The 12,522-nt window shown below is 69.2% G+C and carries 14 protein-coding genes; 7 read left to right on the top strand and 7 right to left on the bottom strand.

Going from position 1 to position 12,522, the window contains the following annotated elements:
• On the top strand, nt 1–1,005 hold a 1,005-nt coding region (locus RT309_RS09875), incomplete at its 5' end, for an SbcC/MukB-like Walker B domain-containing protein (protein ID WP_313356698.1).
• Here RT309_RS09875 and RT309_RS09870 read toward each other — a convergent pair.
• Nucleotides 1,006–1,563 carry a nucleoside phosphorylase gene (locus RT309_RS09870; protein ID WP_313356697.1) on the bottom strand — a complete coding sequence of 186 codons (558 nt, stop codon included), beginning with the start codon at nt 1,561–1,563 and terminating at the stop codon, nt 1,006–1,008.
• A gap of 49 nt (nt 1,564–1,612) precedes the next feature.
• Between RT309_RS09870 and nadE the strand changes: the two genes are divergently transcribed.
• Nucleotides 1,613–2,431 carry an ammonia-dependent NAD(+) synthetase gene (gene nadE / locus RT309_RS09865; RefSeq protein WP_313356696.1) on the top strand — a complete coding sequence of 273 codons (819 nt, stop codon included), beginning with the start codon at nt 1,613–1,615 and terminating at the stop codon, nt 2,429–2,431.
• 78 nt (nt 2,432–2,509) lie between these two features.
• Nucleotides 2,510–6,031, top strand: coding sequence for a TM0106 family RecB-like putative nuclease (locus RT309_RS09860; protein WP_313356695.1), 3,522 nt, complete (start codon nt 2,510–2,512; stop codon nt 6,029–6,031).
• Between the two features lie 69 nt (nt 6,032–6,100).
• On the opposite strand, the gene upp is transcribed toward RT309_RS09860, so the two are convergent.
• The 4 genes from upp to RT309_RS09840 all read right to left on the bottom strand — a co-directional run bounded on the left by upp (nt 6,101) and on the right by RT309_RS09840 (nt 8,426).
• Nucleotides 6,101–6,733, bottom strand: coding sequence for a uracil phosphoribosyltransferase (gene upp / locus RT309_RS09855; RefSeq protein WP_071645016.1), 633 nt, complete (start codon nt 6,731–6,733; stop codon nt 6,101–6,103).
• Between the two features lie 9 nt (nt 6,734–6,742).
• Nucleotides 6,743–6,892: a hypothetical protein gene (locus RT309_RS09850; RefSeq protein ID WP_313356694.1), complete on the bottom strand. Its 150-nt coding sequence runs from the start codon at nt 6,890–6,892 to the stop codon at nt 6,743–6,745.
• 95 nt (nt 6,893–6,987) lie between these two features.
• Nucleotides 6,988–7,443, bottom strand: coding sequence for a tRNA adenosine(34) deaminase TadA (gene tadA, locus RT309_RS09845; protein ID WP_313356693.1), 456 nt, complete (start codon nt 7,441–7,443; stop codon nt 6,988–6,990).
• An 11-nt stretch (nt 7,444–7,454) separates the two neighbouring features.
• A complete protein-coding gene (locus RT309_RS09840) occupies nt 7,455–8,426 on the bottom strand; it encodes a cation diffusion facilitator family transporter (RefSeq protein ID WP_313356692.1) in 972 nt (323 codons plus the stop codon).
• Nucleotides 8,427–8,504: 78 nt separating this feature from the next.
• Between RT309_RS09840 and proC the strand changes: the two genes are divergently transcribed.
• Entirely contained in the window at nt 8,505–9,344 is an 840-nt protein-coding gene (gene proC, locus RT309_RS09835) for a pyrroline-5-carboxylate reductase (protein WP_313356691.1), read from the top strand.
• A gap of 122 nt (nt 9,345–9,466) precedes the next feature.
• On the opposite strand, the gene RT309_RS09830 is transcribed toward proC, so the two are convergent.
• Both RT309_RS09830 and RT309_RS09825 read right to left on the bottom strand, forming a co-directional pair.
• Nucleotides 9,467–10,129 (bottom strand): potassium channel family protein, encoded by a 663-nt coding sequence (locus tag RT309_RS09830; protein ID WP_396654444.1) that lies wholly within the window; start codon nt 10,127–10,129, stop codon nt 9,467–9,469.
• A gap of 1 nt (nt 10,130) precedes the next feature.
• A complete protein-coding gene (locus RT309_RS09825; protein WP_313356689.1) occupies nt 10,131–11,561 on the bottom strand; it encodes a potassium transporter TrkG in 1,431 nt (476 codons plus the stop codon).
• 76 nt (nt 11,562–11,637) lie between these two features.
• On the opposite strand from RT309_RS09825, the gene RT309_RS09820 reads away from it, so the two are divergent.
• The 3 genes from RT309_RS09820 to RT309_RS09810 form a co-directional block, all read left to right on the top strand.
• Nucleotides 11,638–12,054, top strand: coding sequence for a metalloregulator ArsR/SmtB family transcription factor (locus RT309_RS09820; RefSeq protein ID WP_313356688.1), 417 nt, complete (start codon nt 11,638–11,640; stop codon nt 12,052–12,054).
• 98 nt (nt 12,055–12,152) lie between these two features.
• Nucleotides 12,153–12,344 carry a helix-turn-helix domain-containing protein gene (locus RT309_RS09815; protein WP_313356687.1) on the top strand — a complete coding sequence of 64 codons (192 nt, stop codon included), beginning with the start codon at nt 12,153–12,155 and terminating at the stop codon, nt 12,342–12,344.
• 115 nt (nt 12,345–12,459) lie between these two features.
• The coding region (locus RT309_RS09810; protein WP_313356699.1) for a 30S ribosomal protein bS22 at nt 12,460–12,522 on the top strand (63 nt) is incomplete at its 3' end.

Here is a 12,522-nt window from a genome sequence, read left to right as displayed (position 1 = left end):
GGCCGGATCGCCGAGGCACGAGCGCAGATCGCCCTCGCCACCGCTGCGGCCGAGGCGATCGAGGCACACGCCGACGCCGCCGGGCGGGATCGCGCGTCGGCCACCGAGCTCACCGAGGCGCTCGACGCCTCGGTCTTCGACGACGTCGCCGATGCCGAGCAGGCCATGCTCAGCGCGACCGAGCTCTCGGCTCTCGACGATCGCATCACGGCGTACGCGGTCGACGTGAAGAAAGAGCGCGCGCTGCTGCTCGACCTCGAGATGCGCGTGCTTCCCGAGGATCCGATCGACCTGGCGCCTGCCGAGCAGGCCGCGCAGCACGCTCGTGACGCCTGGCAGAGCGCGGTCGACGCCGACAGCCGCGCGCGCAGCGTGCAGAAGGGCCTCGCAGCGACCGTCGACTCCGCCGCGCGCGCTCACGAGGTGTCGGCGGAGCAGGCGGCCGAGTTCGAGGTGATCCGGGGTCTCGCCGATGCGCTCGCCGGCCGGTCGGGTAACACGCACAAGATGAACCTCGAGACGTTCGTGCTCGCCGCCGAACTCGAAGAGATCGTCGCTGCCGCCAACCTGCGCCTGCACGACATGTCCGATGCCCGCTACCAGCTGCGCCACTCCGACGCGCTCGCGGCGCGCGGCGCGGCATCCGGCCTCGGCATCGTCGTCTTCGACGCGTTCACCGGGCAGACCAGACCCGCCAAGTCGCTCTCCGGCGGTGAGACGTTCCTGTCGTCGCTCGCGCTGGCGCTGGGGCTGGCCGAGGTCGTCACGGCGCGCGCCGGAGGCATCCGGCTCGACACCCTCTTCATCGACGAGGGATTCGGTTCACTCGACGCCGACACGCTCGAGACGGCGATGCGCACCCTCGACGAGCTGCGCCAGGGCGGGCGCACGGTCGGGGTCATCAGTCACGTCGAGGCGATGCAGGAGCAGATCCCCGCCCAGCTGAGCGTGCGCACGGTTCCCGACGGGCACAGCGTCATCGACGCCCCGCGGCGCGCGGGCTGATCAGACCGGGTACTCGGTGCGCATGTGCTCCCAGAGCTGCGCGCTGCACGCCGCGACGACGTCATCCCACACCTGCGTCGCGCCGTCCTGAGCGCGGTCCGAGACCACGCGCATCACTCGGATCGGCACGTCGAACTTCTGCGCCACCCAGATGAACGAGAACGTCTCCATGTCGACCAGCACGCCGCCGAGTCCACGGATTCTGGCCACCGCGTCGGCATCGTCGACGAAGATGTCGCCCGTCGCGATCGTAACCCCATCGCGACCGGTCTCGACCCGCGACGGCAGCGACACGTGCTGCCCGATCACGCCGTCGAGATCCTGCACGTCGTGCTGGATAGCCGCGCTCACGTCGTAGATCCCCGACTCGACCGAGTCGTCCACCGCGCCCGCGGTGCCGACCACGACGATCTCGTCGTAGCGCTGGGCATCGAGCGCGCGGGTCAGCCCGTAGGCGGCCATGAGCTTGCCGGGGCCGGTCACCAGTCGGTCGAAGCCGGGCAGCTCGGCGGGGAAGGCCTGAAGTTCGGATGCCAGGGCGGCGACGAGAAGTCTCACGTCTCCATCCTCTCAGCTGGGGGAGACTGGTACCGACGAAGGAGGCGCCATGAGCATGCAGCAGCGGATCATTAAGGACCTGGGCGTGAAGCCCGAGATCGACCCAGCGGTCGAGAACGAGAAGCGGATCGGCTTTCTCGTCGACTACCTGCGCGCCACCGGTGCGAACGGGTTCGTGCTCGGCATCTCGGGCGGACAGGACTCCACGCTCGCCGGTCGCCTCGCCCAGCTCGCGGTCGAGCGCGTGCGCGCCGACGGCGGCGAGGCGACGTTCGTCGCCGTGCGCCTGCCGTTCCGGGTGCAGGCGGATGCTGCCGACGCGGAGGCCGCGATCGACTTCGTCGGCGCCGACCGGTCGGCGACCATCAACATCCAGCACGGCGTCGAGGGTCTCGAGCGGGATCTCGAGGAGGGCCTGGGCGAGAGCATCACCGACTTCAACCGCGGCAACATCAAGGCGCGCCTGCGCATGGTGGTGCAGTACGCGCTCGGCGGTCACGACAGGCTGCTCGTGATCGGGACCGACCACGCAGCAGAGGCGGTGACCGGCTTCTACACGAAGTTCGGCGACGGGGCGGCCGACCTGCTGCCGCTCTCCGGGCTCACCAAGCGGCAGGGCCGGGCGATGCTCAAGCAGCTCGGTGCGCCCAGGCACCTGTACATGAAGGTGCCCACGGCCGACCTGCTCGACGGCATGCCGGGTCGACCGGATGAAGACGAGCTCGGCCTCAGCTACGAGCAGATCGACGACTACCTCGAGGGTCGGGACGTCATTCCCGGCGTCGCGGCGATCATCGAGGAGAAGTACCGGGCATCCCGTCACAAGAGGCATCTGCCGGTCACGCCTGCCGACGACTGGTGGCGCTGACGCACGCGCAACCCACCCGCGCGGGGTGATGTCCGAGCCTGCGGATAGTGTCGAGAGCAGGCAAGGGAGAGGGGCATCGTGCGGGTCATCGCAGCGGAGAACCGGGTCGTCTGGAGTGCCAGCGACCTGAAGCTGGCGGCGGAGTGCGAGTTCGCATGGGCGCGCGCGCTCGACGCGAAGCTCGGTCGCGTTCCCGCGGTGGAAGAGCCCGAAGACGCCACGCTAGAACGCGCCGCTCGTCTCGGTGACCGCCACGAAGAGACGGTTCTCGAGCGGTACCTCAGAGAGCTGGGGGAGTCGGTCGACGGCGGCCCCGGCGTGGTGGTGCTGCCGAAGGTCTCGTCGGCGGATGCCGGTGAGCTGGCTGCCACGGTCGACGCGACCGAACGCGCGCTGCGCTCGGATGCGTCGCTGGTGTTCCAGGCTGCGTTCTCGACTCCGGAGTTCGTCGGGTTCGCGGATTTCATCGCCCGCGATGAGCCGCTGCCGGGGGAGAGCGGGGGCCGTTGGCGGGTGCAGGACTCGAAGCTCGCCCGGACCGCACGTGCGACCGCGCTCATGCAGCTCGGAGCATATGTCGATCAGCTCGACCGGCTCGGCATCCCTCGTTCCGACGAGGTCGACCTGATCCTCGGCGACGGCACGACCAGCACGCACCGGGTCGACGACCTGCTGCCGCTGTTCCACGTGCGCCGTGCCCGCCTGCGCAGCCTGATCGCCGACCGCCGTGTCGCCGACGGCGCCACGGGCGCGCCGCTGGCGTGGGGCGACGATCGCGGCGACCTGCAGATCACCGCGTGCGGGCGCTGTGCGACGTGCGACGAGCAGGTGACCGCACACCGCGACCTGCTGATGGTCGCCCGCATGCGCCCGGTGCAGCGACAGCGGCTGCGCGCGGCGGGCATCCACTCGCTCGACGATCTCGCCGATGCCGCAGATGCGCCCGACGGCATGAACGCCGACACCTTCACCGCGCTGCGCGCGCAGGCCCGACTGCAGGCCGGAGTGCCGGTCGACCCGGGCGCGGTTCCGCCGTTCGAGCTCGTGTCGGCGAACGCCATCGGCCTGATGCCGCGACCCAGCCGGGGCGACCTGTTCTTCGACTTCGAGGGCGATCCGCTCTACACCGAGGCCACTGCACCCGGTGAGAGCCCGCGATGGGGCATCGACTACCTGTTCGGGTGGACCGACAACGCCGAGCAGTACTCGGCGCTGTGGGCGCACACCTTCGCCGACGAGAAGACGGCGCTGCTCGACTTCCTCGAGTTCGTGAAGCTGCGCCGGCAGACGCATCCCGACATGCACATCTACCACTACGCGCCGTACGAGACCTCGCACCTCGCGGCGATGGCGGCTCGGCACGGGGTCGGTGAGGCCGATGTCGATCGGCTGCTGCGCGAGGGCGTCTTCGTCGACCTGTACCCGATCGTGCTGCGCTCGGTGCGCATCGGGTCGCGCTCGTACTCGATCAAGAAGCTCGAGCCGCTCTACATGGGCGACGAGGTGCGCACGAGTGACGTGCAGAAGGGCGACGACTCGATCGTGCAGTACGTGCAGGCGCGGGAGCTGCGCGCATCGGGTCAGGATTCCGAGGCGCAGGCGATCCTCGACGACCTCGCCGACTACAACCGCTACGACTGCGTGTCGACCAGACGACTGCGCGATTGGCTGATCGGGCTCGCGCGAGAGGCCGGAGTGGTTCCCGCCCCGCCGGACGACCCCGAGACCCGCGCGTACGAGCCGTCGCCGCTGTCGCTCGCACTGCAGACCGAGGCCACCCGCGCCGGCGATGAGGCGTCCGCGACGTCGTACCGGGTCGCCGCCGCGGCGATCGACTACCACCCGCGTGAGGCGAAGAGCTTCTGGCAGGGGCACTTCCAGCGACTGCGTGAGCCGGTGTCGATCTGGGAGTCGACCCGCGACGTGCTGCGCGTCGATCAGGCCGCCAGCCGTGTCGAAGCCGACTGGGCGGTCGACGAGGGCCGACGTGCCCAGACCCGGCTGGTGCGACTGCGCGGCGAAGTGGCGCCGGGCAGCACGCTGAACGTCGGCGGCCGCCCGTTCGCGCTCTACGGAGTGCCCACACCCTTCGACGTGCCCGCCCCCTCCCGCGTCATCCACGTGCCGCACGAGGTCGAGATCGTCGAGGTGCTCGATGACGGCTACGTGGTGCGCGAGCGCACCGTGCAGGGGCAGGTGTGGGACGAGCTGCCCGTCGCGCTCGCGCCGGCCGCGCCGCCGAACGTCCTCTCCCAGCAGGGCGCCATCGAGGAGTGGGCGGCATCGCTGCATCATGCCGCACCGGTCTACCCGAACGACGCCGCCACCGACATCCTTCGCCGCATCCCGCCGCGCACCGTCTCCGGCTCCCCGCTGCCGCCGGCGGAGGAAGCGGGCGACGTCGTCGACGCGATCGTCCGCGGAATCCTCGACCTCGACGACAGCTATCTCGCGGTGCAGGGCCCTCCGGGCACCGGCAAGACTTACACCGGATCGCATGTGATCGCACGGCTGGTGCGCGATCACGGCTTCCGCATCGGGGTCGTCGCGCAGTCGCACGCCATCGTCGAGAACCTTCTCGAGCGCGTCGTCGCCGACGGGGTTCCGGCAGCGCAGGTCGCGAAGGCGCCGAAGGATCCGGATGCTCCCGAGCCGGCGTTCACGGTCATCCGCAAGGACGGCATGGCGGCCTTCCTCGCCGAGCACGCCCACCACGGTGCGGTCGTCGGCGGCACGGCGTGGGACTTCAGCAACACCCGGCGGGTCGACCGGAAGGGTCTCGATCTGCTGGTGATCGATGAAGCAGGGCAGTTCTCCCTCGCCTCCACCATCGCAGTCGCCTCAGGCGCGAGGCGTCTGCTGCTGCTCGGCGATCCGCAGCAGCTGCCGCAGGTCAGTCAGGGCACGCACCCCGAGCCGGTCGACACGTCCGCGCTCGGCTGGGTGATGCACGGCTCGTCGGTCATCGACCCGAGGTACGGCTACTTCCTCGCCGAGTCATGGCGCATGCATCCCGCGGTCGCCGCGCCCGTCTCACGCCTGTCGTATGCGAGCCGCCTGGCGTCGGCGGCGGGGGCAGAGCGTCGCCTGGTCGACGGCGTCGAACCGGGCCTGCACATCGTGCCGGTACGGCATCGCGGCAACGCCACCCAGTCGGCTGAGGAGGCTGCCGAGGTGGTGCGCATCGTGCGCGAGCTCATCGGCCGCACCTACGTCGACGGCATGTGCGACGACCCGCCGCGCCCGCTCGAGCAGCGTGACATCATCGTCGTCGCGCCGTACAACGCGCAGAAGCAGCTCATCCACGACGAGCTGTCGGCGGCAGGATACGGCGGGGTCGCGGTCGGCACGGTCGACAACTTCCAGGGTAAGGAGGCGGTCGTCTCGATCACCTCGCTCGCCGCGTCCAGCGGACGTGACGCCCCGCGCGGACCGGAGTTCCTGCTGCTGCAGAACCGGCTCAACGTCGCCATCTCGCGGGCGAAGAGCGTCGCCTATCTCGTGCATTCGCCGGCGCTGCTCGACGACCTGCCGTGGACTCCCGAGGGCGTCGCACGCCTGAGCGCCTTCGCCCACCTGGTGGGCGCGGACCGCGGGTGACCGACCACTTCGCGCACGAGGACCCCGCGCACGGCAGGTTTCTCGTGCGGGGCGATGGCCCCGCAGTGATCAGACCGTGCCGTACAGGCGGTCGCCCGCGTCGCCGAGTCCGGGCACGATGTAGCCCTTCTCGTTCAGACGCTCGTCCAGGGCGCCGAGCACGAGGGTCACGTCGGCATCGCCGACCATCTTCTCGATCGCGGCGACGCCCTCGGGGGTGCCGAGCAGGCAGATCGCCGTGACGTTCTTCGCACCGCGGTCGAAGAGGAACTGGATCGCCGCCGCCAGCGAACCGCCCGTGGCGAGCATCGGGTCGATGGCGAAGCACTGCCGGTCGCTGAGGTCGTCGGGCAGGCGCTCGGCGTAGGTGGTGGGCTCGAAGGTCTCTTCGTCGCGCACCATGCCGAGGAATCCGACCTCGGCGGTGGGGATCAGCTTGACCAGGCCCTCGAGCATCCCGAGACCGGCGCGCAGGATCGGCACGACGATCGGGCGCGGCTCGGCGATCTTCACACCTGTCGTCGTCGTGACCGGGGTCTTCACCTCGATCGGTTCGACCTTGACGTCGCGCGTCGCCTCGTAGGCGAGCAGCGTCACCAGCTCCTCGGTCAGCTGACGGAAGACCGGAGATGAGGTCCTCTCGTCCCGCAGCACGGTGAGCTTGTGAGTGATGAGCGGGTGATCGGCCACATGAACGCGCATGGGTACAGATTACTTGCCGACCGTATGCGCACCAGCACGGGCCGCACGGCGTTCCTTCGCCGCGGCGTTGATGCGCTTGGCATTCGCCGCCACGACGACCGATCCGATCAGAGCAGGAAGCGTCATCAGCATGATCACGAGTGCGGGGCTGTTGTCCATGTCTTCACGCTATGGGCTCGCGGGCAGTTGAATCATCCATCTCTTGGGGGAGATTCCCGGCTCCGCCGGACGGCGGATGGATGTGCGGATGCCGCTCAGCGCCGCGACTCGAAGAACGCGTGCAGCTGCGCAGTCGCCTCCGCGGCCCGGATGCCCGCGACGACCTCAGCGCGGTGCGGCAGACGCCGGTCGCGCAGCACGTCGTACATCGAACCGGCAGCGCCGGCCTTCTCGTCCCAGGCGCCGAACACGACACGGCCGATGCGGGCCTGCAGGATCGCGCCCGCGCACATGATGCACGGCTCGAGGGTCACCACGAGGGTGTGGCCCTCCAGGTTCCAGCGGCCGTGCGCCTCGGCTGCTGCGCGCAGCGCGAGCACCTCGGCGTGCGCCGTCGGGTCGTGGGTCTGCTCGCGGAGGTTGCGTCCCTCGCCGACGACAGCACCGCGGGCATCCAGCACCACTGCCCCGACCGGGACGTCGCCGCCCGCACCCGCCTCCGCGGCGAGTTCGAGAGCGCGACGCATCGCCGTGGCGTCCGAACCTGTCATGTCGGCCAGGATCAGTCCGACGACGGGAAGACGAACGCGTCGGTCGACGGCTCGGGGTCGAGCGACGGCCGGTACACGTCGGGTTCGAGATAGATCACGCGTGCCGCGGGAACGGCATCCCGGATCCTTCTCTCGATCTCGTCGATATCGGCCGCCGCCTCGCGCACGGTCTTGTCGGAGGTGAGCACGACCTTCGCGGCGACCATCAGCTCGTCGGGGCCGAGATAGAGGGTCTTCATGTGGATGAGCTTCTCGACGTCGGGGCCGCCGACGATGGCGTCGACGATGCGGTCGTGATCTGCGCTGTTCGCTCCCTCTCCGACCAGCAGGCTCTTCGTCTCGATCGCCAGGACGACCGCGATCAGGATCAGCAGCAGGCCGATCATCAGCGTGCCCAGCGCGTCGTACAGCGGGTCGCCGGTGAGGAGCGTCAGACCCACGCCGAAGAGCGCGAAGGCCAGGCCGATGAGTGCACCGGTGTCTTCCAGCAGCACCACCGGCAGCTCAGGCGCCTTCGACCGGCGGATGAACGAGATCCACGACTGGCCAGGCTCGCGCACCGCGTTGCTCTCGCGCACGGCGGTGCGAAGCGACATCGATTCGAGCACGATCGCGATCAACAGCACGGCAAGCGGCAGCCACCACCATGTCTGGTCGATCTCGTGCGGGTCGACGATCTTCTGCACGCCCTCGTACACCGCGAACAGGCCACCGAGCGAGAACAGGATGATCGACACGACGAAGGCGGACACGTACCGTTCGCGGCCGTACCCGAACGGGTGCGAACGATCGGCTTCGCGGGTGGCCTTGCGATTGCCGAGCATGAGCAGCAGCTGATTGCCCGAGTCGGCGACCGAGTGGATCGCCTCCGCGAGCATCGACGCAGAGCCCGACAGCGCCCACGCGACGAACTTCGCCAGCGCGATGCCCAGGTTGGCCAGGAGGGCCGCGATGATCGCCTTGGTGCCGCCGGATGCGCTCATGGCCCGAGTCTACGACGACAGCGTGCGCCGATCGCGAGGGCACGACACGCCGCCAGCCGCGCTCGTAGGATGGGCGGCATGACCGATTCCCTCCCCGCACTCGCGTTCCTCGGAGCAGGCTCGATGGGAGGTGCGATCCTGCAGGGCGTCGTCGCGTCCGGCGTCCAGGTCGACGGCGGGATCGTCGCGACCAACCGCACACGCGAGAAGGCGGATGCCCTGGCATCCCTCACCGGGGTGACCAGCATCGCCCTCGAAGAGAACCCCGCCGGCAACACCGAGGCAGCGGCAGCGGCGCGGATCATCCTGGTCGGCGTGAAGCCGGCCATGGTTCCCGATCTGCTGCGCGAGATCGCCCCCGCGCTGCGCGACGACGCGATCGTCGTGAGCCTCGCCGCCGGCGTCACCCTCGCGACCTTCACCGAGGCGCTCGGTGAGACGGCGCACACGGTGCGGTCGATGCCGAACACTCCGGCGACGGTCGGTCGTGCCGTGACCGGCATCGCCGCGGGCCCGGCGGCGACGGACGACGACATGGCGCTCGTGCGTGCGCTGTTCGAGAAGGTCGGCGCGGTCATCGAGGTGCCCGAGTCGCAGACCGACGCGCTGTCGACCGTCTCCGGCTCCGGCCCCGCCTACGTCTTCCTGCTGATCGAGAAGCTGGCCGAGGCGGCGCGAGGGATGGGATTCTCGAATGCCGACGCCCGCCTCATGTCCGAGCAGACCTTCATCGGCGCCGCAGCCCTTCTCGCGGCATCCGGTGAGGAACCGGCCGAGCTGCGCCGGCGCGTGACCAGCCCGAAGGGCACGACCGAGCGAGCCGTGGCCGTGCTGCAGGATGCCCGCCTCGACGAGGTGTTCGCGGAGGCGACCGCCGCCGCGCTGGCGCGCGCGAAGGAGCTCGCCGCCGGCTCGTGACGGCGGCTGTCGGCATCCGCTGATCTGACCCGCTCTCGGGTCCCTGAGCTTGTCGAAGGGCGGCCACGCTGCTTCGGCAGGCTCAGCAGCCCACTGGCAGACGCAACAGCCCGTGCGGCGGCTCAGCGGTCGAGGCCCGCGAACCGCTCGATGTCGACGCTGGTGCCCGACACGATGATGAGGTCGTGGTTGGTCACCACGGTGTTCGCCTCGGCGTAGCGGAACGGCTTGCCGGGGCTCTTCACGCCGACGACGGTGACGTTGTACTTGGTGCGCACGCCCGATTCGTTCAGCCCCACGCCGCGGATGAACTTGGGCGGATACATCTTCGCGAGCACGAAGTCGTCGTCGAAGCGGATGAAGTCGAGCATCCGTCCGCTGACCAGGTGCGCGACGCGCTCGCCGGCCTCCCGCTCGGGGTAGATGACGTGGTTCGCGCCGACGCGGGCGAGGATCTTGCCGTGCGACTGCGAGACCGCCTTCGCCCAGATCTGCGGCACCTTCAGGTCGACGAGGTTCGCGGTGATCAGCACGGATGCCTCGATGAGCGACCCGACGGCGACGACGGCGACCTGGAAGTCCTGCGCGCCGATCTGCCGCAGCGCGTCGATGTTGCGCGCATCCGCCTGCACGGTGTGCGTGACCCGCTCCGACCACTTCTGCACGAGGGCGAGGTCGCCGTCGATCGCGAGCACCTCGCGGTCGAGGCGGTCGAGCTCCCCGGCGCAGGCGGCGCCGAAGCGGCCGAGTCCGATCACGAGCACCGGGGCGTCGCCCCGCACCATCTCAACCAACGATCGGCCTTTCGACGGGCAGCGAGTAGAGCTGCGAGCGGGATGTCGCGGCGACCGCCGCGGCGAGTGTCACTGTACCAACGCGCCCCATGAAGATCGTCGCGGCGAGAACGTAGCTGGCCGAGTCCGGAAGCTCGGCGGTGAGACCCGAGGAGAGTCCGACGGTGCCGAACGCGGAGATCACGTCGAAGAGCACGTCGATGATGTCGGCCTTGGTGATCTGGGCGATGATCACCGTCGAGAGGGCGACGACAGTCGCGCCCCAGGCGACGACCGACAGGGCGACGCGCTGCACGTCCGACGGGATGCGGCGGCCGTACACCTCGACCGACTGGCGGCCCTTCGCCTCGGACCACACCGCGATTGCGAGGACGGCGAGAGTGGTCACCTTGATGCCGCCGGCGGTGGATGCCGAGCCCCCGCCGACGAACATGAGCATGCACGCCACGAGCATCGACGATCCGTTCAGGTCGGACATCTCGATCACGTTGAACCCGCCCGAGCGCGTCATCGCCGACAGGAAGAGCGCGTTCATGGTCGTCTCGCCGGCATCCATCGACCCGAACGTCGCCGGGTTGTCGAACTCGAGCAGCAGGAACGTCGCGGCCCCGAGAACGAAGAGCAGCCCGGTGGTGATGAGCGTGAGCTTGGAGTGCAGCGACCAGCGCTTCACGTGCCACACATGCTTGGCGAGCGTGTAGATCACCGGGAAGCCGATGCTGCCCAGGAACATGCTGATCATGAGGATGGTCAGCACGAGGTAATCGTCGGCGAAGACGGTGACGCCGCCGGCGTTGGGCGTGAAGCCCGTGTTCGTGAACGACATGGCGGCGTAGTACGGTGCCTCCCACAGAGCGGCGAACGGGTCAATCCCCGCCCACACGAGCGCGGGGTAGAGCAGCACCGCGACGCTGAGCTCGATCACGAGCGTCGACAGCGCCACCGTGGTGAGCAGCTGACCGACCTCGCCGAGCCGCACGGTCTGGCTCTCGTTCACCGGACCGCCGTGCGCGCGCATCGGGTTGGTGTCTCCGGCCGCGAGAAGCTTGGCGCGCAGTCCGAGGCGCCTCGAGATCACCATGCCCATCACCGACGCCAGGGTCAGCACGCCCATGCCGCCGATGTTCACGCCGATGAACAGCAGCACGTTGCCGAAGGGCGACCAGTGGCTGGCCATGTCGACCGTCGAGAGCCCCGTGACGCAGATCGTCGACATCGCGGTGAACAGCGCGTCGCTCAGCGGTGTGATCGTGCCGTCGGCCGACGAGAGCGGCAGCGACAGAAGAACGGTGAAGAGCAGGATCAGCGATGCGAAGATGATGATCGCGAAGCGCGACGGCGATGAGGTCACCAGGTGCTTCGCCCGCCGGCCGAAGCCGCGCAGCGTGTCCTGCGGGGACGATGCCGACACGATGCCCGACATCGCTCCCCTCTCCGCCGGCGCCGTTCGCCGAGCCTTCGTCATGGTACTCCCGTGCGGTGCCTACTACCCTGAGGGCATGACCGACATCTTCGACGTGATCGCGGACGGCACCAGGCGAGACATCCTCCGGCTGCTGCTGAGCGAATCCGCCGAGGGCGACGGCGGCACGAGCGTGACGCAGATCGTGAGTCTTCTGGGCATCAGCCAGCCGACCGTGTCGAAGCACCTCAAGGTGCTGCGCGAAGCGAACCTGGTGACGGTGCGCGAAGAGGGCCAGCGCCGCTTCTACAGTCTGTCGGTCGGTCCGCTCGAAGAGGTCGACGACTGGCTCGTGCCGTTCCTGATCGATGCCTACGGTGACCAGGCGCCGCTCATCGACATCCCGTTCGCGCCCCTGCCGGCCAAGACGGCGCACGCGGCCGAGGTCGTCGGCCGGGCCGCAGCCTCGGCGAAGCACGTCGTCACGTCGGCGCTCAAGAAGCTGGGCACCTGACGAGCGCGGCACCGGGCCGCGAGTCACATCCGTCTCACGTGTTTACAGCCGTCGCAGCAACCCCATATGCTGTGCTTCAGCAGAAAGGGGTGCTGGGGATGCCCGACGTTCACGACGTTCGATTCCTGACGGTGGCCGAGGTCGCCGAGATCATGCGCGTGTCCAAGATGACCGTGTACCGGCTCGTGCACGCGGGGGAGCTGCCGGCGATCCGCTTCGGACGCAGCTATCGCGTACCCGAGTCGGCGGTGGCGGATGCCCTGCGCACCCCGGACGCCGATGTCGGCTGACTGCCGATTCGGGCGGCGTGCGACCGTTTGCTAGAATCGTCCGAGGCATTTTTTTTCGTGCCCGTACCCGGGTGTCGTTTCCATGGCACCCAACCCCTGACTTAGTGAGGTTTCCGTGGGTTCAGTCATCAAGAAGCGCCGCAAGCGCATGGCGAAGAAGAAGCACCGCAAGCTGCTT

The organism is Microbacterium sp. (assembly GCF_032084865.1).
In the GTDB taxonomy this organism is placed as follows: domain Bacteria; phylum Actinomycetota; class Actinomycetes; order Actinomycetales; family Microbacteriaceae; genus Microbacterium.
Note: the sequence above shows the minus strand (reverse complement) of the source record. Positions and strands in the feature narration are given on the sequence as shown.

Coding starts and splice junctions, on each gene's coding strand:
- proC (WP_313356691.1), top strand. CDS start 8,505: ATGACCGATTCCCTCCCCGCACTCGCGTTCCTCGGAGCAGGCTCGATG.
- upp (WP_071645016.1), bottom strand. CDS start 6,733: ATGCGCGTTCATGTGGCCGATCACCCGCTCATCACTCACAAGCTCACC.
- RT309_RS09815 (WP_313356687.1), top strand. CDS start 12,153: ATGCCCGACGTTCACGACGTTCGATTCCTGACGGTGGCCGAGGTCGCC.
- tadA (WP_313356693.1), bottom strand. CDS start 7,443: ATGACAGGTTCGGACGCCACGGCGATGCGTCGCGCTCTCGAACTCGCC.
- RT309_RS09825 (WP_313356689.1), bottom strand. CDS start 11,561: ATGTCGGGCATCGTGTCGGCATCGTCCCCGCAGGACACGCTGCGCGGC.
- nadE (WP_313356696.1), top strand. CDS start 1,613: ATGAGCATGCAGCAGCGGATCATTAAGGACCTGGGCGTGAAGCCCGAG.
- RT309_RS09820 (WP_313356688.1), top strand. CDS start 11,638: ATGACCGACATCTTCGACGTGATCGCGGACGGCACCAGGCGAGACATC.
- RT309_RS09850 (WP_313356694.1), bottom strand. CDS start 6,892: ATGGACAACAGCCCCGCACTCGTGATCATGCTGATGACGCTTCCTGCT.
- RT309_RS09830 (WP_396654444.1), bottom strand. CDS start 10,129: ATGGTGCGGGGCGACGCCCCGGTGCTCGTGATCGGACTCGGCCGCTTC.
- RT309_RS09840 (WP_313356692.1), bottom strand. CDS start 8,426: ATGAGCGCATCCGGCGGCACCAAGGCGATCATCGCGGCCCTCCTGGCC.